Annotated in this window: 16 protein-coding genes; 13 read left to right on the top strand and 3 right to left on the bottom strand. The window is 48.7% G+C overall.

The genetic code is table 11. The features are described 5' to 3' along the window. Nucleotides 1-627 precede the first annotated feature (627 nt). The 9 genes from JUF22_RS03995 to JUF22_RS03955 all read left to right on the top strand — a co-directional run bounded on the left by JUF22_RS03995 (nt 628) and on the right by JUF22_RS03955 (nt 13,601). On the top strand, nt 628-1,062 hold the full coding sequence (locus JUF22_RS03995; RefSeq protein WP_203643586.1) for a hypothetical protein: 435 nt from the start codon (nt 628-630) through the stop codon (nt 1,060-1,062). Nucleotides 1,063-1,142: 80 nt separating this feature from the next. Next, entirely contained in the window at nt 1,143-6,251 is a 5,109-nt protein-coding gene (locus JUF22_RS03990) for a lectin-like domain-containing protein (protein ID WP_203643584.1), read from the top strand. Between the two features lie 175 nt (nt 6,252-6,426). Continuing rightward, nucleotides 6,427-6,891 carry a VOC family protein gene (locus tag JUF22_RS03985; RefSeq protein ID WP_203643582.1) on the top strand — a complete coding sequence of 155 codons (465 nt, stop codon included), beginning with the start codon at nt 6,427-6,429 and terminating at the stop codon, nt 6,889-6,891. A 331-nt stretch (nt 6,892-7,222) separates the two neighbouring features. Continuing rightward, a complete protein-coding gene (locus JUF22_RS03980; protein ID WP_203643580.1) occupies nt 7,223-7,951 on the top strand; it encodes a nuclease-related domain-containing protein in 729 nt (242 codons plus the stop codon). A 412-nt stretch (nt 7,952-8,363) separates the two neighbouring features. Further along, nucleotides 8,364-9,590 carry a Firmicu-CTERM sorting domain-containing protein gene (locus JUF22_RS03975; protein WP_203643578.1) on the top strand — a complete coding sequence of 409 codons (1,227 nt, stop codon included), beginning with the start codon at nt 8,364-8,366 and terminating at the stop codon, nt 9,588-9,590. Between the two features lie 46 nt (nt 9,591-9,636). After that, nucleotides 9,637-10,236, top strand: coding sequence for an exosortase XrtG (gene xrtG, locus JUF22_RS03970; protein WP_203643571.1), 600 nt, complete (start codon nt 9,637-9,639; stop codon nt 10,234-10,236). Then, on the top strand, nt 10,236-11,591 hold the full coding sequence (locus JUF22_RS03965; RefSeq protein ID WP_203643569.1) for a TIGR03111 family XrtG-associated glycosyltransferase: 1,356 nt from the start codon (nt 10,236-10,238) through the stop codon (nt 11,589-11,591). The genes xrtG and JUF22_RS03965 overlap by 1 nt, the downstream gene beginning before the upstream one ends. Then, nucleotides 11,588-12,019: a 6-carboxytetrahydropterin synthase gene (locus JUF22_RS03960; protein ID WP_125763734.1), complete on the top strand. Its 432-nt coding sequence runs from the start codon at nt 11,588-11,590 to the stop codon at nt 12,017-12,019. Before JUF22_RS03965 ends, JUF22_RS03960 begins: the two co-directional genes overlap by 4 nt. Next, nucleotides 12,012-13,601 carry a TIGR03766 family XrtG-associated glycosyltransferase gene (locus JUF22_RS03955; RefSeq protein ID WP_203643567.1) on the top strand — a complete coding sequence of 530 codons (1,590 nt, stop codon included), beginning with the start codon at nt 12,012-12,014 and terminating at the stop codon, nt 13,599-13,601. The genes JUF22_RS03960 and JUF22_RS03955 overlap by 8 nt, the downstream gene beginning before the upstream one ends. A 121-nt stretch (nt 13,602-13,722) precedes the next feature. Here the strand turns inward: JUF22_RS03955 and JUF22_RS03950 are convergent, their stop codons facing one another. Next, nucleotides 13,723-15,567 (bottom strand): DUF5776 domain-containing protein, encoded by a 1,845-nt coding sequence (locus JUF22_RS03950; protein ID WP_203643565.1) that lies wholly within the window; start codon nt 15,565-15,567, stop codon nt 13,723-13,725. A 501-nt stretch (nt 15,568-16,068) separates the two neighbouring features. Then, a complete protein-coding gene (locus JUF22_RS13815) occupies nt 16,069-16,191 on the bottom strand; it encodes a hypothetical protein (RefSeq protein ID WP_268890132.1) in 123 nt (40 codons plus the stop codon). Nucleotides 16,192-16,345: 154 nt separating this feature from the next. Between JUF22_RS13815 and JUF22_RS03945 the strand changes: the two genes are divergently transcribed. Further along, nucleotides 16,346-18,805 (top strand): phosphoketolase family protein, encoded by a 2,460-nt coding sequence (locus JUF22_RS03945; protein ID WP_203643563.1) that lies wholly within the window; start codon nt 16,346-16,348, stop codon nt 18,803-18,805. Between the two features lie 163 nt (nt 18,806-18,968). Here the strand turns inward: JUF22_RS03945 and JUF22_RS03940 are convergent, their stop codons facing one another. After that, nucleotides 18,969-19,511 carry a TetR/AcrR family transcriptional regulator gene (locus JUF22_RS03940; RefSeq protein ID WP_203643561.1) on the bottom strand — a complete coding sequence of 181 codons (543 nt, stop codon included), beginning with the start codon at nt 19,509-19,511 and terminating at the stop codon, nt 18,969-18,971. A 527-nt stretch (nt 19,512-20,038) separates the two neighbouring features. Here JUF22_RS03940 and JUF22_RS03935 point away from each other — a divergent pair. From JUF22_RS03935 to JUF22_RS03925, 3 genes are all read left to right on the top strand, one after another. Next, on the top strand, nt 20,039-21,046 hold the full coding sequence (locus tag JUF22_RS03935; protein WP_203643559.1) for an NADP-dependent oxidoreductase: 1,008 nt from the start codon (nt 20,039-20,041) through the stop codon (nt 21,044-21,046). A gap of 111 nt (nt 21,047-21,157) precedes the next feature. Further along, complete coding sequence (locus tag JUF22_RS03930) at nt 21,158-22,102, top strand: helix-turn-helix transcriptional regulator (RefSeq protein ID WP_236000703.1); 945 nt, start codon at nt 21,158-21,160, stop codon at nt 22,100-22,102. Between the two features lie 489 nt (nt 22,103-22,591). Continuing rightward, entirely contained in the window at nt 22,592-23,272 is a 681-nt protein-coding gene (locus tag JUF22_RS03925; RefSeq protein WP_203643557.1) for a hypothetical protein, read from the top strand. Nucleotides 23,273-23,366: the final 94 nt, after the last annotated feature.

Below are 23,366 nucleotides of genomic sequence, written 5' to 3'. Positions count from 1 at the left end.
TCAGGATAGGACGTGCTTGCAGTTTGCAGGCACGTCCTTTTAGGTTGCCCTGAGCAACCTAAGGGCCAAAATTCAAGCGACTCTGAACGTCAGAATCTCGACAGGTCATTAGCCGTATATACAGTGAATCGGACACTAAATGCATAAAGTTCATGTTACAGATAATATAAGACGTGATAATAACGATATATTAAGTGTAAACGCCTTGAATGTTTGTTGGGGCGCAACTATACTGTGAGTGCCATCGGGACCCAGTTAACGGTCCTGGCGAGCTTAGTGGCCGAGTTGCCGGGCGCGCGTTAGTCACGAATCGGGGGATGCAGATGACTGGTGGCATAAGGGTTAAACGAATAAACTCGGTGAATTAACGGACAAATCATGACGAATTTGGCCAAGAGGTCTAGGATTCAGGACACTGACCGCCGGATTTTTCGACTATTTTTCAGTAAAAACTTATTTACAGACAGTGTTACTGATTAACAGCAACAATCTCGAATTAATCGGGCGATATACCGTAGATGGGGTTGGAAACGTTTACAGCCACACCTGGTAAGTCAGCATTTAGAGATGATTGATTCGAAACTTACATAAGCACCAAAAAATAAAACTGTTGGGAGGAGGGATTCGATGCTTACCTATCAAGCGGCTTACGCCAAAACAGTCACCAATATTACTGATCGCGTGGTTGACCTACGCAAGACCCTGTTGACGCTGCCTCGTCAGCAACAGCCCGGCACGCGCCACTGGTCCTGGATCTTGGCCCCCACGTGGTCAGCGACGTCGTCTGAGCAAAATCAAGACGGGGAACTCTACGTTGACCTGCAGGTACATTTGGACTATTTAGTCGATTTACTCTTGTTCATCGAACGTGATCAACTCAGCGGACTGTCCGGCGAGATGACCAGTTACTTTGAAAAGCACGACCTGTACTGGTGGCAAAGCGCCCTGAGCCTCGTGGGGAATCCACCGTATTTAGCACCAGAAATAATCGCGCACGACTATTATGTTTTAGCTAATCAAGCACAAAAACGGCACGCGTTGCCGATTCCAGGGGAAATTTAAGCGTGAGCGTTCATTAAAAAGAGAACCTAGTCCGTCGTTGGCTGGAACGACCGCTACCAGGCGAAAAGGAGATCTGGGTCTTGAGACAAAAAATTGCGAATCAAACGGTGAAGAAGCATTTAATTCTGTACAAAGGGCACACTGGGTGGCGGGTGAAGACCCGGCTATTTGGGACGTTACTGGTAAGTCTTTCGGCGGTTGCCATTGCTGAAAGTACGGGCACGATGACCGTACAGGCGGCCACGGAGCCACCAACCACAGCCGTCACACCAGGAGCACCTGTGACTGAGCCGGCAACGACTAAGCCGAAAACCACACCAACGATGAGCACGCCACCAGTGGATACATCAAAGCCACAGGAGCCGACAACGCCTAAGGAACAAGCCCCTGTTAAACCAACCCCACAGAGGGCTGTACGCTATACGGCGGTGACCCCTAATATTGCAGTGAGTCGGACCGATGCCGGGGCGGCAAAGGCCGCGGCTGCGGAAAAGACCTATCCGGTATTGTCTGCGAACAGCGACGTGAGTGTCGGCGCAGATACATCGCAGGTTAATTTAACTGCGGATCAAATTGGGCAACACTTCACGGCAACCGTTGAAAATCGGGGTGGCAGTGATCAGGACGATGATCCGACCGATAATACGACCACACAAACAATTGATTCAGACGGTAGTATTTCACTGACAACCAATGACTACCACAAATACTATTCGTCACCTAATAGGTCAACCAGTATCCAAGGGCATCAGGTAGCCCATGTGTCGTTCGAACATGCGATTGACTTCACACACAACTTTTCTATGACGGGTGCACTGGGAGTTGGGAGTAAAAATAACGGTGGGGCCGATAGTGTGGGCTTCATCTTTGCCCCAGGTAATCCGGAGAAAGCTACGGAAGGTGGTTCTGGTGGACGCTTAGGAATCGCTGGTCTGGATAATGCCTTTGGTTTTGTATTTGATGAGTATAATAATCAGACGGACTTCCGTGATCCTACGGGGAGTCCTTACGTTGGTTGGCGTTATACAGATGGAAGTGGGACTTTACAATCGGCAGGTGACCAAGGTATAGATTGGCGGTATGCTAGCGAGTATAAATTGACGCGTTCCTCTAATCCGGAAAATCCGTTTACGATGAACTATGATGCTACCACACAGATGTTAACGGTTAAGCTAAACAATCTTACACTTTCACGGCATATCGATGATGTTAAAACTGGTTATTCCATTTCAGTAGCTGCTTCTACTGGTGGTAGCATGAACGATTATTCTGCTAAAATTACTAACTTTAGTTATTCGCCAAAAACGATTCCCCTACAGGTTAATCTAGTTGACTCTGCTGATTCTGGCGCTTTACTCGACAAAACCAACGTTAAAGCCATAGCTAACATTGGGGATACGATCTCCATCTTCTCAACGCAGGCTGCGGCTCAACGTGCGGTGGCTGCTGACCCAACCCTTGACCCGTCTTTGATTGCAGTTATCCCGACAGATTCGGCGGGAAATATTTATGTTATTGATGGGAATCAAGTTGTCGCCAACAATAATGGTACGGTTCACTATATTGGTGGCGATGCGTTTAAGAACATCGCGGATGACACCTACTACAGTTATACGGTTACCGATGCAGATAACCAAAACATGACGGTTCCGGTAAGATTGGCATTTAAAGCGACTGTCACGCCAGTTGATTCTGTGACCAGGCAACCCATTGCTGGGTTAAATCCAGTGGAAGTGGTGACCGTTGCGGGGAAACCAGTCTTGGTGTCGATTCCGGGGTACACACCGGCTGAGGTCACGTTAAATACGCCAGGCCCTGGCCAGGTTCTGATTGATGCATCGACTACTGGAACAGCCACGTCGGCACCAGCGGCTAAATCTAATCCAATCGGTCACTACTACACGGCCACTGGCACGACGGTGGACGGTCAGCCAGTTAATGTGCGTGCGACAGTGGGGACCGGTCAGTCGGTAACTGATGGTTTGAACGGGCAGCCGCTTCAAAGCAATGGTGTAAACGTGACTAGTGGTGGTAAGACACCCATCACTAGTGCCGACTACTACTGGTCCCCAGTAGACAATGCCGGTGCGACGGATTCTACAGACGCCAATAGTCCACAAGCTAGTGGGAGCTTACTGTTACCAACGAAAGAGACCCTCACGTACTGGGAGGGCCAAGCCGCTGCGAACCATGCAAAGGCGGAGGACTATAAGAAAGAAGCCAATGACCTTTACGATCAATTTACGGCGTTGGGTGGTTTAACTGCTGATCAAAAGACAGCGGCAGATGCCCTATTTAAGACAATTACCGATGTTTATACTCAGATTTCCGCGACCAACGGGGATGCCAAGACTGCCTTTGAAAGCGCAGCAACTGCCACGATTCCGACGGACATTTGGCAGGACGGTCAAAATGGGTACGCCGCGTTGAAGAAGGTTCAAAACCTACTGGTTAGTTTTAAGGTCAATCTAGACGACCTAACGACGAAAAACCAGGATGCCCAGGATGTATTGGCGACATTTGGCAGTTGGAATCAGGTTTATGGCACGCCACAAGAGTTCCCAAGCGTCCAATTTGGGAAAGATTTTGGCGAGCTTACGGATGAACAAAGAACTAGTTTTAATAATCATCCAGAATACTTTAGCTATGTAAATGTTGATGACCTTGAGACCCCATTGTCTGAACCCAAGGATGTGGGCACGTACGTGATTAACCTAACAGATGCCGGGCGTGCTCACTTAAAGAGTCTGAGCACGAATCCTAATGCGGGGTTATATATTTCTGGGGGCGTTACAATTACGCCCAAAGTGGCGACCGCGACTGTGACTGTGAGTCCGGAAACCGTATACTATGGAGACGTACCGAAATTTTCTGGTAATTTAGGCATTTTAAAGAGTGATGAAACGAAACCTCAATTTCAGCTTAGTCAGGAAGACTTCGAAATCGTCGACGCTGACGGCCAGTTGGTTCAGCCGAAGAACTTGCAGGCTAATGAAAATTACACGATTCGGTATACGACGAAGGCTCAGACTAGGCTAAAGAGCGACCCCAATTATACTTTCACCGAATTTGATACCGCAACACTCACTGTGAACCCACGGAAAATTTATGTGACCGCTGACATTAGAACGAAGACCTATGGTGATAAAGATCCAGCCTTGATCTTGACCAGTGATTCGGCGAATGCCATGGTTAATGGAGATGACATTGCCAAACTTGGGGTGAAATTAGTCCGAGAAAAAGGTGAAAATGCGGGAGATTATGCCATTACTCTGGATCCAACTTCAGCGATTAATCCGAACTACACTGTGATACTTAATCCAGCTTCTACGGCCTTTAGCATTGCGCCCAAGCCAATCAAGGTTCGTGTGGATGATTTAAATATTGTTTATGGCGCGACAACACCCAAACCAACATTTCATATTTCTGGGGGGACCTTGGTCACACCGGACACGCTTGATGCGCTCGGTGTTAAGCTGACGGTGACTGGTACGAGTGCTGGTAAGTATACGATTGCTGCGACTACGGACCCGGGGAATTACGCGGTATCGTTTGATAACGTTGGTACCTTGACCATTGCCCCAGCAAAAGCAAGCGTGACGGTTGCCGATGCTACTATGGTTTACGGTGATGCGTTACCTAATGATTTATCAGCCAAAATTTCCAATCCGACCACGAGCGTTATTAACCAAGATGATTTTGAAATTTGGGATGTTGCGGGGAATCAGAGTGTTCTCGCCGTTGATTTAAAAGCCAATCATGCGTATAAGATTCAGTTAACTCAGTCTGCGCAGAAGCGTTTGATTGATGAAAACCCGAATTACACTTACGCTTACGCGAACTCGTTTGGTACTGGCACACTAACTATTGTTCCCGCCGAGGCGACAATCACCGTGAAGCCAACGACCAGTACGTATGGGGATATTCCTGTTTTGACGGGTATCTCAAACGTTACAGAGCAAGGTCCAATCACCACGGACGCCTTTAAATTTGTAAGTGCTGACGGAGGTGAGGTTAAGCCAGCTGATTTGCAGGCCGGAGAATACACGCTTCAATTAACGCAAGATGCACTGAATAAGCTTGACCCTAACTACACGTTCTCATTGGTTAACGACAAGTTCACGGTCAAGCCTCGGCAAATTACGGTTCAAGTGACAAATCAGGTAAAGGCTGCTGGTGATGATGATCCAGACAATGTGGTGACCCTGACAAGCGGTAGCCTTAAAGAGGGGGATGCATTGACGACTGATGGGCTGAAGCTTACGTATAGCCGACCGGAGAACGAGGCAGTTGGGACTTATTCAATTGATGCCAAGGCGGGCAACCCAAACTACGATGTGACAGTGACCCCAGGAACACTGACTATCTTAGGGGTGACGGTTGATAAGCAAGGGAATAAGACCACGACACAAAAGGACGTAGATGGTAACGTAACTCAGATCACGAAACAGTGGGCTGACAAGAGTACCACGGTCTACAGTTTTGATCCGAAGACCCGGCAAGTGACTATTAGTGAACAGGTCAAGGGGCGGCCGGACAAGACCCAGACGTCAGCCTTGCCCGTAAAGCAAGTGGTCCTCCAAGATGGCAACAATACCTTTACGGAAGTCGACGTGACGGACCCAAACAATCCGCACATCACACACTATCGCGTGAATCCATCAAGCGTCAGCGACCAGCCAACAAAGCCGCAAACGCCAGTTACTACGGATGGTAATACCGTTGATCTAGCGAAATTGGTTGGCGATAATCCATTGTTGACGGACATGCCCCGTGCTGTGGCCCGTAATGGTAAGAAACTAGTTGGTCATGTATCACTTGCGCCAGTGATTAAATCAGTTCGTCCCGGTCGTACGAGCCAGGCTAAGCAGTTGGCAACGGAACAGCGGCGCCTGCACTTAACAAAAGCGAAATCTGGCGTGCATGCTCAGAACCTTGCAGTAACCAGACAGGTTGGCCAGTTACGCCAGCAACAGGTCCGTTTTGACCAGCTGGCGGACCAGGGACAACTCCGAGGAGCATCGACATCGACGGACACGCAACTGGGTAAGCAGGAGAGAACTCAGAAGGCGGGGCAAACCAGCTTGCCACAGACGAGTGAGTCACAGGCCAATGGCTGGCAACTTTTGGGCCTCACACTATTAGGGTGGTTATGCCTGCCGTTTCGGCGTAAGCATCCAATGGAATAACTAGTCAATAGGCATGAATAGAACGGGTCTAATCCTTAGTGATCGTCGTATTGCTTAGGGTGGGGCCCGTTTTATTTTGGTGGTTTCCACTCTCAACTACCAAGCGCTCTCACTTGAACCCACCCCAAAAATCCAGTACGCTTAACGAAAAATAAGCTTTCCAGGAGGGTTTCCCATGAAGCAAATCGTTCCGAGTCTGTGGTTCGCCGACAACAACTGTGACAAGGCCGTGCATTACTATCTCAGTGTCTTTCCCGATTCGACGCTGGACGACGTGACTTACTATCCCGATGCTGACCTCGATGCACATTTCACTGACATGCAGGGGGGAATTTTAAACGCGTCCTTTCATTTAAACGGGCAAAAGTTTTTGGCGCTCGATGGCGGGCCGAGCTTTCGGATCAACGAGGCCATTTCATTTACGATTGAATGCGCTGATCAGGCCGAAATTGATTATTACTGGCAAAAGCTGTCCCACGTGCCCGCAGCCGAACAGTGTGGCTGGGTCAAGGACCGTTTCGGCGTCTCCTGGCAAATCGTTCCGGCAAACATTGGTGAGCTGACCCAGACGCCAGCGCAGGTGCAGGCGCTGATGCAGATGAAGAAGATTGAAATTGCGGTGCTCGAGGCCGCTAAATAGAAGATGTGTCCGCGGTTCAGTCCTGGTACAATGGGATTGAACCGTTTTTTAGTGAGGGCCTGGCCGTCCTAAACCGGATGGTCGCCTATTGTGGTGGCCTCTCAGCGGCGACGGACTTAATCGAGACCTGGCGTCAGGCCTATCCGCGTCGCACGGCCATGCTAGATGAACTCCGCCGGTTTGACGGGTCACCGTCTTAACGACCGACTAGCCAATCCGGTGGTCAGCCCGCTTACATTGGGGGTCGACCACGCACGGCTAAAAGGCCCAACCGACTTCGCTAGGTAGGTCAGCTATTTTGACCTATACTGGTTTCATGGGGGGAAGTAAAATGTCAGAAAACTATACCAATCGCGGTGAATACCGCACTTATAAAATGCTACGCCAGCTTGATAAACGATTCCCGGAGGATAAATTTCATATTTTTGCCAACCTCTACATTGATTCGGACGACAATCGTTTTCCCAACCGGCAAGTGGATCACTTAGTGGTTTGCCGCAAGGGTATTTTCATGCTGGAGACAAAATACTGGACCGGGGCCGTGTACCACAACATCAAGCTCGCTGACCTACTGCGGATGATTGGCGTCGGTAAAGATGGGTCGATGGATGGCCTGTATCTGGTGAAACGACTGCTACCCAAGGAAGTCATGCAGCAGGGGACCGAGAGCTTTACCATGTGCATCAAGAATCCCGATAATATCCAGGTTTATGCGGGCGATGAGAATCCCATCAACCAGGTGATCCTCTCCGGCCTGAGCCTAAACCGGCTGATTCAAAATAAGCTCAATCAATTGGGCATCAAACCCTACATCCACGAATTTGTTTTCTACAATTACGTGAGTGAGGATCCCGATAACAAGGTCATCGATCTGCACAACGTCTTGAACCAACCGTACGACGATGACTACAACAAGTGGGGCGAGGGCTTCTCCAAGCCAGCCCTGTTCCGGAGTTTCTATAGCGAAGTTCACGAAAAACTGCCCGACTGGTTGGGTCTCACCGACGACCAGGTCAATGCGATTGCGCGGTTGATTCATGAGACCGTGGTGCTGGATTAAACGAGAATTTTCAAATATAAAATGATTAAACGTTGAAAAGGTCAGTTCATTTAATGGGCTGACCTTTTCACATCAGAGAAATTCGTGGCCCCTCGCAATTCTTAAAGATTATTTGGTCGCTACTTGGCCCAAAACCTAGTACAATGGGGGTGATTGCCAACGGGTTATTATTAGCGTCAACAAATACTTGTGGGCGTTAATCAATTCCCGTAATGGCGTGCTTTCAAGCCGGCTCAATTTCAGGTGAAAGATGCGGTCAAGAAAGCATATTTGCGTGAAAAATGTTGTCTTGCTTAATTGACTATGGTGGCATAGACTAACCGTATAATAGTAAGTTAAGTTGTAAATTTAAATGATGTCATCGACCAATTGGTCGGGTGACAATTTGTTCTTAGAGGGAGGAGTTTACCTCATGAAGTTGTGGAAGTTAATGATGGCTGGGGTTGTTGCGCTAGGACTAGCTGGCGCAGTCGTCACTGCTGAACCGGCAACGGTGACGGCACAGGCGAGTGATAACATCACGATTGATGGGAAGTTTTCGGATTGGGACAATGCTAATCTAACCGATAGCTACAACGGGTCGACGGCCATGGAAAGTAACGGGCAGTACATTGATGTCTACGTAAAGATGCAAAATGGCCAAGTCCCTGGTTATGGAGATTATAACTTTACGATTGATGGTAAGAATTATTTTGTTTGGTCCGATAATATTCCTGGCAGCGTCGCGAAGGGTGAAAGTAAGGCCGTCACATTTACTGGTGGGACCACAAATGAAGGCCCTCAGTATGGCACGGTTGCGACCGGGTACGTCTCCAACGACGGAGAACATCCTTTGGCAGAGTTTCGAGTTGATTTGAGTAAATTTGGACTGACAGATTCAGCTAATGGTAAAAAGGTTGAAATGACGAACCCCAATATTGGGGGGACAGCGACAACCACCGTTGATGATCTAGGTAGCAAAAAGGTTAGTCCTGATGTAACGGCGACGTCAGGCGTTATCGATGGTAAGGCTGACAGTAGTTCCAAGGCCACCACAACCACCGACAACGATGCGAATAATGATAATGATAACCTCAACATTAAGATTGATGGTAAGTTTGCAGACTGGAAGAACGTCACGTTGACTGAGGGTTACAACGGCTATACGGCCATGGTGACTGATGGCGATAAGGTCTACGTTTATGTCAAAATGAAGTATGGGATGGTTCCTGGCTATGGGGACTACAACTTTGAGTTTAATGGTAAGAAGATTTTTGTTTTCTCGAAGGACATACCATATAATCCGGTTAGCCATGGGAGTGCTACTAAGGTTACTTTCCGGGCAGGTAATTACAATGAAGATACCTCGGATAGCTCCTATGGGACGGTCGGAGACGGTTATGTCTCCAGCGACAGTGAGGGTCATAGCATTGCTGAGTTCCAGATTGACGTCAGCAAGTTAAAGCTCTCCAGCATGACGGGACAAACCATTACCATGTACAACCCTAACATTGGGAAAGAGAAAGTAACCGTTGCTGGTGGGTCCACCGGTCCTTACGTCATTGCCGGTATCGGGGTGCTCATCGCTGGTTTTGGTTACTGGCGACTCAGAAAGTCTGGTAAGCTGAAGCGGCGTCAAAATGATGCTGCCGATAAGTAAACAGCGCAGCAACCGTTTGATAAGTTAACTAATAGGACTGGTATTGATGAGAGTAAGTATTCTACTAGGAATCGTGGTGTGGCTGTACGTACTATCGGTGTTAAAACGAGCTCGGCTATCCGCCTTCTACTTTATTGCGGGGAGTGCCGGACTCTTCTTTATCCTGACATCTATTAGCCGGCCATACTGGGTCTGGTTCTTTACCCATGCAGTGATTCACGGCGTCGCGCTATTTAACGACGTGACCAATTGGTGCACGATTATGTATAAGATGGGCCTGGTTTACATCTCAAATGCGGGTAACTCGGTCATCATGTCAATCGATTATGAATGTTCAGGGATCATTGAGACCTGTGCCTTCATTGCGTTGGTGGCGTTCTTTCCGATGTACAAACGGAAGGAAAAGGTGTTCTACTCGTTGTTTGGCCTGATTTACATCTTTCTCATCAACGTCTTGCGCTTAAGCGTGGTGATTACCTTCGTTCATTTCGGGGGTGGTCAGACGTTCTTTCTGGCCCACTCGATTCTCGGCCGGCTCATCTTTTACGTCTTGATTATTGTCCTGTACTACAACGTGTTTACCTATTCTCAGTTGGCCCAGGGGCTGTATCGAGACTTTGTTGATTGGAGGCATGATAAGCTGTGATGTACTGGATCAATCTAGCACTGACCAGAATGGGATTCTGGATTACGTGGGCGTTAATTCCAATTATCGTGGAAATTATTCCAGCAATTGTTTCGACAATTAAATTAATGCACCTGCATCTCCACCAGCCCAAACTAGTGCCACCAGGAAAATGGCCATGGGTCACAATCATTGTGCCGGTCTACAATTCCGAGGACACTTTATTTGAGTGTATTCGATCCATTAACAATCAGTCGTACCCCAAGAACGCCATGCAGGTTGTTTTGGCCAATAATCAGAGTACGGATGATAGCTTTGGCGCCTATGCCAAGGCCCAAAACACCTTTCCCGAACTGATTTTACGGTATGTCAATACGGACAAAGGCAAGGCCCGGGCGTTAAACACAGCGATTTATGAAAGCATTGGCATCTACGTCATTAACATTGATAGTGACGGGCTGTTAGAAAAAGATGCCGTTAAGAATATGGTGTTAAAATTTGAAAATGATCCCAGTATCGCTGCCATGATGGGGGCAATTCTCCCCAAGTGGCAAATGGTCCAGGGGGTCAAGGGCCTCTGGCACAAGATACTGGCCAAGAACGAGTATTACGAGTACGCCCAGGCCTTTCTGTCAGGACGGACCATTGAGTCGTCCAAGGATCAGCTGTTTACCATGTCGGGGGCGTTCTCTGCGTTTCGACGGGAAGTTCTGATGGAAACCTTCCTCTACGATATTGATAGCATTGGGGAGGACACCGACATGACCTTCCAGATTCGAACCCGGCTGGGCAAGAAGGTGGTCATCTGTGCCGACGCCATTTTCTACGTCGAGCCCATCTCCGGGTTTTCTGAGCTTTACACCCAGCGTCAGCGATGGCAACGGGGGGAGCTCGAGGTTACCGAGAATTATATGACCCAAACTTCCAGTTTGAAACGATTCTTTAACAACTTTTTGGTTCGGCGAATGATTATTGATCACACGTTTGTGTTTCCCCGGATGATCTGGACCTTCGCGAGTATCGTGTTGATTGCCTTTGGGTATTCAACTCTGGTCGTGGGGATGTCTTACCTGCTGATTTACTCGTTGTATGTCTTTGTGGCACTCATCAATTTTGCCAGTGTGGCGATTCTGCTACGAAAATATCCCAGCGAGCAACGTTACTATTTACATCTCTGGTGGGTGACATTGACGCTGCCAGTCTATCAGTTCGTCAACTCGTGGATTCGGTTGGTCGGCATCATTAACGCCATGACCACCAAGGCCACGTGGCGGATGCGGGGAATCAATGAAGAAACGAGCCGATTAGTGGCGGTGCTACGCGATGATGGTAAAACCCTTCGCGAGCAGTACCGGCGGCGTAGGAAAGGAAAATGAGTATGAAACAACGGTCCTATAAAATTAAATCATACGTTAATGCGAGTCACGCGGTCCGGTGGAAGTCCGGAACGGGTAAGAAGCATAATCATACTTGGGAAATCGTCTGTGAGCTTCACGTGTTTGAAGGGATGGTCTCCTTCTTTGATATCGAGAAATCTCTGGGGAAGGCCATCGATGCCTTGTCCGGTCAGTATTTAAATGATTTGCCCGAATTTAAGGTCATCAATCCGACCGTAGAAAATGTCACGGAATACTTGTTTAATGAAATTGATGGCATTTTGCGGCAGAACAACGCGGTTTTGCTGCGAATCGAAGTCAGTGACTCGCCAACTCGGTCATTCTGTATTGATGTGACGGAACGGAAATTCCCGACGGAAGACGAAGTAGCCGCTGAAGTGGCGAAACAGGTAAACGACGATGCGTAGGTTCTATAAGTTCAGTCAAGCAGTGATCAACCTCTTTTGGCGCGTCCTGTTTTTTCTGACACTTTTTTTTGCGGTGACGTCGCCAAACATTATCTTAGGGGACAACAATACCTTTGGGACGAGTACCACGATGTTGACGACGGGCTTGGTGATTGGGTTGGTGGCCGTGGCGGTCGGCATCTATGCCTATCCACGGTTTCGCGCGTGGCTGTACCGTATATTTATTACAGAACGGGTACGGACGGGGACAATTCTCTTACTGATGGTGTTGGTGGGCCAACTGTTCTTCGTCTACTTTGTGCACCCCAATAGTGGGTTTGACTCGGGGATGTTGTTACATACGGCGACGGACCCGACCAGTGTGACGGACCCGGACATCACGTCTTATTTCAGTTTGAACCAAAACAACATGCCCATCATGTTGTTCATGCACTGGATCTCAACGACTTTCAATCAGACTACGTGGGAGTTCTTTGACTTTGTCACGCTGTTTTTCGTTGATTTGTCTGCGGTCCTTAACCTGGTAAGTGTCTGGGTCGTTAAGAAAAAGGCCTTGGGCGCGGCCATGTACATTCACGTCGGTTGGCTCGCCGTCTTTCCAAGTATCATCATGCCTTATACGGATGCCTGGGGACTGCCGCTGGTGTCGTTCTATTTGCTGTGTTACTTTGTCATGCGGAAGTCGTCCATCCATTCATTGATTCGGGCGGCAGCGGCCAATGGTTTTGGCATTAGCGTCATGCTGACGTACTTCATGAAGCCCTCGTCCATCATTCCCGTGATTGCGATTGTGATTATTGAGGTTTTAATGGCGATGGTCAATCATAAACACTTGCACATGGAAGCCCTATTCATTGCCTTTGCCATGGTCCTGTTCGTTGGCCGAAGTGGCTACGAAACTTATCAATACGTGAATCATAAGGTTGAAAATCAAACGTATATTCAGATTGATAAGTCGCGAGGAATTCCCGCGATTCACTTCATGGCCATGGGGGTCTACGGTCAGGGTGGTTACAGTTGGTGGCAAGCCGTTGAAATGACGTTCCTGCCAACCAAGCAGCAGAAGACGGATTACTCCGTGATGATGTTGAAGAAGCGACTGAAGCAATTGGGTCCAGTCGGTTATCTAAAATTTTTGGTAATGAAACAGCGGAATAACACCGCTGACGGGACCTTTGGGTGGTTAAAGGAAGGGCACTTCTTCCTGGAAAATCAAAAGCCCAATAATAAAGGCATAACCAATAAGCTTAAGAACTTTATTTACCTGTACGGGAGGCACATCGCAGACTTCCGGTTTGCAGCCCAGTTGTGGTGGATCACGCTCCTCACAATCATCGCACTGGGCTTTGGGCCGGAGCAGCGGGTCATTCAGATTTTAAAGGTGGCCATGATTGGTGGTTTTGCGTTCCTTCTATTGTTTGAAGGTGGGCGGAGCCGGTACATCATTCAGTACCTGCCGTGCTTGCTATTGCTGGCGACGATTTCCTTCGACCGCGCGGTGGCCAACGTGAACCGGTTACTGAACTGGTACAAAACGAAGTTGGCCGCGGCCATTGCGGCGGATGCTGTTGGTCATGATTAGTGTTTTATCCTATTAGAATCGTTTAAATGGGGACTTGGTCTGTTGAGACTGAGTGCCAACACAAAAGGGATACGTCGTCAGACGTATCCCTTTTGTGTTAACAGACTTTAGATATTATTAGCTACTTCAGTGCCCTAACCAATCGTGGATTAGCGGTAATGTACCCACCGGCAACCCGGTAACGTAACGTTCCGGCGGTTGTCGTATTCTGGCCTTGGGAGTAATCCCAGCCGAGTACTTTGAAGGTGTGGTGCGTCTTCTGTGGATAATGCTGTTTCCGTTGGGTGAGGTTCACGTTAGCGTAGCGGTTGACGGCTGTTTTGGCACGGACTTGGGCAGGCACACGATATTTTCCGGCAACGACAAAGTGGCGGTTTCCCGAAATATATTTGCCATTGGTGAGAAGTAAGCGGGTCGTCTGCCCGTGTGTGACGACCTTCTTGACGGCTAGTTGTTTGCCTTGGGCGTAGGCAACTTGGGGTTGAGACAACGCCGCGGAGCCATAGCCGTTGATGCCACCAGGATTGATGACGGTCACCGTCTGCGGGGCGTTTTGGTAGTAGCTAGCCGTGACGGAGTCGGCCTTAGTGGTGACGTAACCGGTCTCGCCATACGTCTGGGACTGCCGGTTGGTGTCTCTAACCTGATAGCGGTGATTACCAGCCTCAGAAGTCGTGACCCCAGTTACTAAGAAGGTCGGCTGCTTCATCTGTGGTTTTTTGGCAAACCAGGCCAGTTGGTTGGCAGCGCTGAAGTCCTTATTGCTATACAGACCGATTTTTTGGGTCGCTGAGATGTAAAATTGTTGGAAGTCTGCGGTGTCATCTTCCGTTGGTGTGGTTGGTGAGGGAATCGGTGTCGGTGCCGGGATATCGGGTTCCTTGATGGCCATGCCTGGTTGGGGCTCACGCACGTACGTTTGATTGCCAGTGATTCCGTGATCTTCGCCATCATAGAGATTAAGCAATTGTTGGGTACTGTCATTCACCGTTGTGTCTGGATCACCCAGAACGGGGCCCTGCGGATCATAGACCTGATAGTTCTGCAGAAAATCGTCGTAGCCAGCAAATGGCGGTTGGTGGTTTAAGTTAAAGCTGACTTTGCCACTACCGACTTCCTGCCAACGATTAGTGACCATTGCATTACTTCTCGTTAGATTGTAGAGGCCACTCTTATTGAGAATGAGCGTGGGACTGACGGTGAGGCAGTTGATTTGGGCCTTGGGTTCAATATAGTTAGTGTAGTTCGCAGCGAGTTTGTCGGGTGAAGAAAAGTTGCCTAAATTGAGGACCTGTAATGCTGTACAACCCAACGTTAACCCACTCAGGTTGGCAACGTTAGCCGTCTGCATTTTGGAGAGGTCCAAGTAAACGAGCGAACTATCGTTTTGAAACATATTTGCGATGGAGTGGGGATTGTTGGCTGCGAAGCTCGGTGCAGTAAAGGCTGTCAAAGTTGAATTACCGGTAAACATGCCCATGAGACCCGAACCGCCGACAATATTTGTGCTGTCTAAGTTAGTAAGGTCTAAATTATCTAGCCCACTGTAATCGGTTACATTTGTAAAATTAGCAAATAGGTAAGCAGCGTTGTCGCCAACGTTAAGTTTCCCCGTGATGGCAATCTTCGTCACCATGTCTTGGAAATCGGTTCTGGTGAGGATATCTTGATTATCTTCAACAAGGTCAGTCAAAACTTGGCCATTGGGAAGCGTCAGCCAGCGACCAGAAAATTTGCGCAACGTACCACCCTGTAGCGTTAAGGTACCGTTATTTAGGGTCCAGGGAACACTGGTCTCACCGGAGCCGATGGTGCCCGAATAGCTAGTTTCATCGACAGTAGCTGCCCGGGCACTTGGTAAGGAGGGTGTCACGGGCAGATTGCCCTGATGAGGAACGGGAACTAACGGACGCAAACCAATGAGTAATCCTAATCCTAATGCGAGTAAGCCTACTTTCCACTTCATTTAGATGAACCTCCCCGAAATGAATGTGTGCTAACCGAGTCAAACCAATTAGTTGTTCCCACCGTTAGTGTATCATTGAGCAACCTTAATCATGAACGATATTGACTCGTTTAGGGACAAGTATTTAGCAACACTAGTAGAAAATGAAATTTTGGCAGTTCTATCCTATAGAATGGCTTGTATAAGTGCTTGGTCAATTGCGGCTGGGCGTCTTTTCGTTTGCGCTGCCGTCAGAACCTAAAGGATTTCCTAAGCCCCGCCAATTCCTAACAGATTACCGGCAATCCCGAATAGCATTTGCTATACTCGATTCACGTTGAGTGGCTGCCTTCCAGTGAGGGGGCAGGCTAACGTTATCGGCGACCCGTGTGGGCAGATTCAAAAACGGGGGCCGGCCGATGCTAGCTCGAAACCTAATCCGGGCATTTTCAGTAAAAATTCCTATGAAAATTGCGTTCACTGAGCAAACCAATGCGAGATTTTTTAAAAGTCTGCTATACTTTAAGCGCAAATGTGATTTTTAGTTTCATCGCGCGGGAAAGCTTGTTGGGTCAGCAAAGAGAAAGGGTGACCAGCAGTTGAATGCGGGTGAATCGGCGGGCCTTTTTCCAAGGATTCACGCATGAAAATCAATTTATTTTATAATTGGGACGAACCAATTTATAAAAAGGTTGACTTTTTGTGAAAGTTTAGTATGATAAGAGAATAGAAATTAACCTCGATCATTGATGTTGATTTAGATGATGTAACTCAACGACACGAAGGAGTGTATGAATTCATGGCAGTAGATTACGATTCCAAGTCATACTTGGAAAAAGTTGACGCATGGTGGCGTGCCACTACGTACCTTTCCGGTGGTATGATCTTCCTGAAGAGCAACCCATTGTTCTCAGTTACGAACACACCAATCCAAAAGGACGACGTTAAGGTTAAGCCTATCGGACACTGGGGTACTATCTCAGGACAAACTTTCCTGTACGCCCACGCCAACCGTTTAATCAACAAGTACGGCTTGAACATGTTCTATATCGGTGGTCCAGGTCACGGTGGCCAAGTTATGGTAACGAACTCTTACTTGGACGGCACCTACACGGATGCTTATCCTGAAATTACTCAGGACCTCGAAGGGATGTCACGTCTGTACAAGCGGTTCTCATTCCCTGGTGGAATTGGTTCCCACATGACTGCCCAAACGCCAGGTTCCCTTCACGAAGGTGGAGAACTTGGTTACTCACTTTCCCACGCAACTGGTGCTGTCTTAGACAACCCAGACCAAATCGCCTTCACTGTTGTTGGTGATGGGGAAGTTGAAACCGGCCCTGCTATGACTGCATGGAACTCCATCAAATTCTTGAACCCTAAGAACGATGGTGCCGTATTACCAATCCTTGACTTAAACGGGTTTAAGATCTCTAACCCAACGCTGTTCTCACGGATGAGCGATGACAAGATTGCTAAGTTCTTCGAAGGCTTAGGCTGGTCACCACGTTTCCTTGAAAACGAAGATATCCATGATTACATGACTTACCACGAAAAAGCTGCTAAGTTATTTGATCAAGCTATTGCTGATATCCAACAAATCCAAAAGGATGCCCGCGAAAACGGCAAGTACGAAGATGGGACTATCCCAGCTTGGCCAGTTGTTATCGCTCGTTTGCCTAAAGGTTGGGGCGGTCCTACGCACAACCCAGCTGGCGAACCAATCGAAGGCTCCTTCCGTGCTCACCAAGTTCCACTTGGCTTAGCACAAGGTAAGCTTGATGAATTACCAGAATTCGAAGCTTGGATGAACTCATACAAGCCTACTGAATTATTCAATGCTGATGGTTCATTGAAGGCAGAAGTCGCTGACTTCGCTCCTAAGGGCGACAAGCGGATGGCTGCTAACCCAGTTGCCAATGGTGGCCGTGTTCGCGGTGCCAAGGCCGACACGCTCGACCTGCCTAACTGGAAAGACTTCGCTAACGACATCAACGAAAATAACCGTGGGACGCAATTGCCAGATGGTAACAAGAACATGGATATGAACGTTCTGTCAACCTTCTTCGCCGGCGTTGCTACGAAGAACCCTACGTCATTCCGGATCTTCGGACCTGACGAAACGATGTCTAACCGTCTTTGGGAAATGTTTAAGATTACGAACCGTCAATGGATGAGTAAGGTCAAGGAACCAAATGACCAATACGAAGCCCCAGAAGGCCGTATCTTGGATGCCCAATTATCAGAACACCAAGCTGAAGGTTGGCTTGAAGGTTACACCTTAACTGGTCGTACCGGTGTGTTCACGTCTTACGAATCATTCTTGCGGGTTGTCGACTCAATGACGACGCAACACTTCAAGTGGATCCGTCAGGCTGCTGCTGAACCATGGCGTAATGATTACCCATCATTGAACCTGGTTTCAACTTCAACTGTATTCCAACAAGACCATAACGGTTACACCCACCAAGACCCTGGTATGCTGACCCACTTGGCTGAAAAGAAGTCTGACTTCATTCGCCAATACCTGCCAGCTGATGGGAACACGTTGTTGGCTGTCTTTGACCGTGCCTTCAAGGACCGTCAAAAGGTTAACCACATCGTTGCTTCCAAGCAACCTCGTCAACAATGGTTCTCCGTTGCCGAAGCCGAAGAACTGGCTAACACCGGTTTGAAGACTATCGACTGGGCTTCCACTGTTGCTGAAGGCGAAGATGCTGATATCGTCTTTGCTTCTGCTGGTGTTGAACCAACCATCGAAACGTTGGCTGCCATTGACTTGCTCAATGCTGCATTCCCAGCTGTTAAGATGCGTTACGTCAACGTGGTTGAATTAGAACGTCTGCAAAAGAAGAACGGGCCTCTTAACGACGAACGTGCTTTGAGCGATGCTGAATTCAGTTCATTCTTCGGCGAATCCGGGACTCCTGTTGTCTTTGGTTTCCACGGTTACGAAGACTTGATCGAATCATTCTTCTACGAACGTCAACACTTAGGCTTACACGTTCACGGTTACCGTGAAGACGGTGATATCACGACTGCTTACGACATGCGTGTATACTCCGAACTTGACCGTTTCCACCAAGCCAAGGATGCTGTTAACACCTTGATTGCCAAGGGTGTTATTGACGAAGCTGCCGGTAAGGCCTTCGACAAGAAGATGGATGACATCTTAGCTAAGCATTTCAAGGTTACCCGTGACGAAGGTCGCGATATTGAAGAATTCACTAAGTGGGCATGGACGCCACTGAAGAAGTAATTCTTTAGTTAAATCAAAACTTAAACGCATGACTTGCGACTTGTTCGTGAGGCGTGTGATGAAAGGTCAATCCAGTGATGGGTTGGCCTTTTTTATTTGGCTTGGAAATAGAAAAATCCGCAGCCAATTGGTTGCGGATTCTTTGGGGTATGCTTGTGTTAAATCAAAGTCCCCGGACAATCAATTGCCAGAGCGCTTCAAAGCGGGCGGCGTAGTCATCGTCGTTCCAAGTGTCCTTGAAGGTGGGGAGGGCAAAGACGGAAAAGGCTGACAGAATGGTTTCGGCCCGCTCGTGATGCGCGTCATCGTATCCCATAATCGTGTCGATCACTACGTAGGCGCTGGTCAAAACGGCGCGCAGAGCGGTCGGATTGCTATCGATGTAGCGGGTGTTGAGGGCAAACATTTGGGGATGGTCGTTGTAGGCGTGCTTCTTCGCATTGGCAAACGCCCACAGCCAGTCGTGAAGCTGTTCAGCTGGCGTGCCAGTTGTGGGTAACGGAATCTGATTAATGATTGTCCGTTGGAACCACGCAGCGGCCACGGCCTCCCAAAGCGCTTGCTTGTTGGTGAAGTGCTTGTAAATGGCCGCGTGGGTCACGTCGAGTTGTTGGGCAATCTGATCTAAGGTAACGGCCGGTTGTTGGTTCGCGGTGATCAGTGTTTCAGCGGTCGCCAGAATTTTTTCGCGGGTAATTTTAGCCATAATCATAACGGACTGAACGCAAGCGTCACGAGTCCTAACTCCTTTATTTGGTATTTCTTCTAGTGTAACACAAAATGCCAGTAAGTTACTTTATTTGACTTTTGTTACTAAATGATTTATTCTTACTTAGAAGTTACCGGTGAGCGATGTGCATTTGACTGATTAGAATTTTAATGGTCAGACTACATCATGGACAGAACCGAGCACGGAATACTGCTAGAGTGGTGAAAATGGTCAGTGAGGTCAGTGTCAGTGACCAGAGGCGGGCCAAGGTGACCAGCTGTGTCGGTGGTCTTAACTGAGTGTTTTTCTCAGTTTAGAGCACGGGACGACCTTGGAAACTCGCGAACTTTGCGAGGTTTTAAGGCGAGGTGAAGGACCGCCCCACAGGCCGGAACCGTGCCCCACAGCAGGGCGCCTTGAGCCCGCCGTCGGAAACGGAATCACGCGTCACGGTAGACCATTTTAACCAAAACAAAAGATAATAAACTAAAGATACCGACCAAGGTCGGGGAGGAGCCAATAACATGCAAGCAGCCCAATTAGACAAGTATGACAAGAAATTCAAACTCGTGGTGCGGGACGTTCCAACGCCCACGCCCAGCGCCAATGAGGTGTTGGTCAAGGTGCGCTATGCGGCCGTGAATCCCTTAGAAATGTTGATCGGTACCGGGAGCGTTAAGCTGATTCAAGACTACCAGATGCCAGTCACGATGGGGAATGAAATCTCCGGTGAAGTGATGGGCGTTGGAGCCAACGTCGATGATTACCAGATTGGCGATGCCGTTTACGCCCGGTTACCCTTGCCACAACAGGGCGGTTTCGCTGAATACGTGGCCGTGGACCAAGCAGCGTTAGCGCCAATGGCCAAGACCCTCGATTTTGCCCACGCGGCAGCCGTGCCGTTGACTGGGTTGACCGCCTACCAAGGTCTTCACGAAGAGCTGGGCGCCAAGTCCGGTCAATCCGTGATGATCCCGGGTGGTTCCGGTTCCTTTGGTCAAATGGCTATTCCGTTGGCCAAACAGATGGGATTGGAAGTCAGCGTTAGTGGTAATGCCGAGGCCAGAGCGGGCGTCATGGCGTTGGGTGCGACGAATTACTTTGATTTCCGTCAAGAAAATTACTGGGAAAAGTTATCGTCAGTCGACTACGTGATCGACACGCTTGGGCCGAAAGAATTTGCCCATGAACTGCAAATTTTGAAGCCAGGTGGCCGCGTGCTGTCCCTACGGATGGGACCTAACCGGCAATTTGCTAAAGATCACCAGTTATCTTGGTGGAAGACGGCGTTGTTTGCCCTAGCCGGCCGCAACTTCGATAAGCAAGCGGCAAGCGTGGGTGCCGATTACCGATTCATCTTCGTACGCAGCGATGGCGAACAGTTGCGGGAAATCACGCGGGTAGTCGAAGAGAATCAGATTGAACCCGCCATTGACCCCACGGTGTTCCATTTGACTGACATTAACAAAGCCTTGGACTTGGTCGCAAATGGCCGTCCTAAAGGTAAAGTGCTCATTCAATTCGATAAGTAAACGAAGGCGGCGACTCTGCGGGGTGGCCGCTTTTAATTTGGTTGCGAGTTTTCCAGATGTTGCTGGTATAATGAGGGTTAACGAAATTGGGAGAAAGCGGGGTGACGGCACGTGCAGAGTAATCAACGAATTGCAGAGCTCATGGTCCAGTTAATGTCCGGTGAAACGCTGAAGCAGAGCGATTTGGAAACAAAATATCATATCAGTCGACGGACGTGTCAGCGGGACTTTTCATACGTGCGCAGGGCACTGTCGGAGTATGCGGCGGGTGACCTGGTGGAACACGACGGCACCTACCGCCTGGCCCGCCAGAGTGAAGAGACCGACGTGGAAATGGTTTTAACGATGAGCAACATTCTGTTGGGGTCTCGTGCGTTAGACCAAGACGAGCTGACGGCGACCTTGGATTACATCAGCAGTAGCCTATCGCCCGTGATGCAGGCGGTGGTCCGGCAACAATTAATTTTGTCGCGGGGCAGTTACGTGCCGTTATCCCGCGCCAAGCCACTGCTACACCGGTTGCGGGAAGTTGCGGCCAGCATCGTGCGCACGGAGAAAATGGTTTTCACCTACCGTAGTAGCAGTCACAACAATTCTCAACTGCAGGTTCACCATGCCCAGCCGGTGGCGCTATTCTTCGAGACCTACTACTTCTACGTTGCTATGCTGAGCGAAGAGCACCACGGCTACTGGCTCTACCGTCTGGACAGGATGGGAGACATTTTAGATACGCTACCGGGAGATCACCTCGACTACGCCGAACGTTTTTCGCTACAGGAACACCGCAACTATACCTATTTGATAGATTCGGGGGCACTGACGCAGATTCGTTTCGAGTATCATAACTATGTGCAAACGGCGCTGGACCACTTTCCCGGTTCACGGGTCGTCAAGCAAAATGCGGATGGCAGTGTTGTGATCGAGGCCTTCGTTAAAGTTGACGGGGCCTTGCTGTGGCTGATGAGTCAGGGCGCGGGGCTGAAGGTGTTGTCGCCGGTGTCGCTGGTCGACCGCATTAAGTCCGAACTCCACCACACACTGAATCAATACGAGTGAAAAATTTCGTTCCCGGACGATGTCATTGCCGTTCCCGACGGCGGGCTCAAACCGCCCTGCTGTGGGGTCGGTTCCAGCCTGAGAAGCTGGCTTCCACCTCAACTTTGAGCCGAAGAGCGGTCTCAAAGGTTGTCCCATGCTCTAAGTAGAGAAGTTCGCTCTACTAAGACCATCGACACAGCTGGGCAGTTTGGCCCGCCTCTGGTCACTGACATCGACCGGGGACTTTTCACGTCGGGTTGATTGGCTAGCGGGTTATTGATTGAGTTCCCGCCATTATGCAATAGAGTTTAATAGAGTTTAATATCAAATAAATATTTTTCCCAGTATTTTGGGTGCCAAAATAGCGCTACACGTATCTGTTAACAACAGATAACATGTAGCGTTTTTACTTACGTTCTCCTAAACGACAAACTGTGACGCCACCATTTTGTATACTGAACTCATCATCTGGTATCGGACTAGGTGAATTCGTTTGAGGAGGAAACAATGATGAATCGATTAACGAAAATGATTGGCGCAGCCTTGGTGGCGGCGAGCTTGGGTTTAGTGGTCAGCGGGATTAGCCAGGCACCAGAAACCGCTAATGCTGCGGTGAAAACCCACAAACTGACAAGCTTGCCTAAGGCGTTTCGGGGAACCTGGTATACCAGCTACAAGGGTAAGGGTCGCAAAATCAAGGCGAGTGCGAAGAAGTTTGATATCTCAACTTATCGGCATGCCTTGGATCGTAATAGCTATAGTGCTGCCAGTGAACAATACTTTACGCCATATCGATTAAGTGGCAAAAAGATACATAAGCAGACACTGTATCTGCTGAATGGCATAGGATTGAGCACGGTTCGCCGGACGACCATTAAGGGGAAGCCAGTTCTAATTCAATACAATGAGCAAGAACACGGGACTATCTTAACCATCTTCACTAGAACTAAAAAGGCTTCAGTCCAAAAGGTCTATTCTGGTTTTAACCCGTTTGGGATGTCCGTCTACACGCGAAAAGATGCCTTGAAAAATCGCAAGTTTTACCGGACAATTGATCCAATTGTGAGGAAGCAATTTGGTGCAGCGGTGAAAAAGAAAGTCGATAAGGGCGGTAAGACGGGGAAATTCAAGCACATTAACGTGGTTTCCTATACGGCCTATGGTTTTTGGGAAGGCATCGCGAATTAGCCTATGTTAGTCCTCAATCAAGTAAGCTATCTATTATTTTGAATATGGAAAAGACGTTACGTTTATCTGTCAACAACAGACAATACGTAACGTC

The organism is Levilactobacillus lanxiensis (assembly GCF_016861655.1).
Taxonomy (GTDB): domain Bacteria; phylum Bacillota; class Bacilli; order Lactobacillales; family Lactobacillaceae; genus Levilactobacillus; species Levilactobacillus lanxiensis.
The sequence above is the reverse complement of the archived record's forward strand: the minus strand, read 5'-3'. Positions and strand labels throughout refer to the sequence as shown.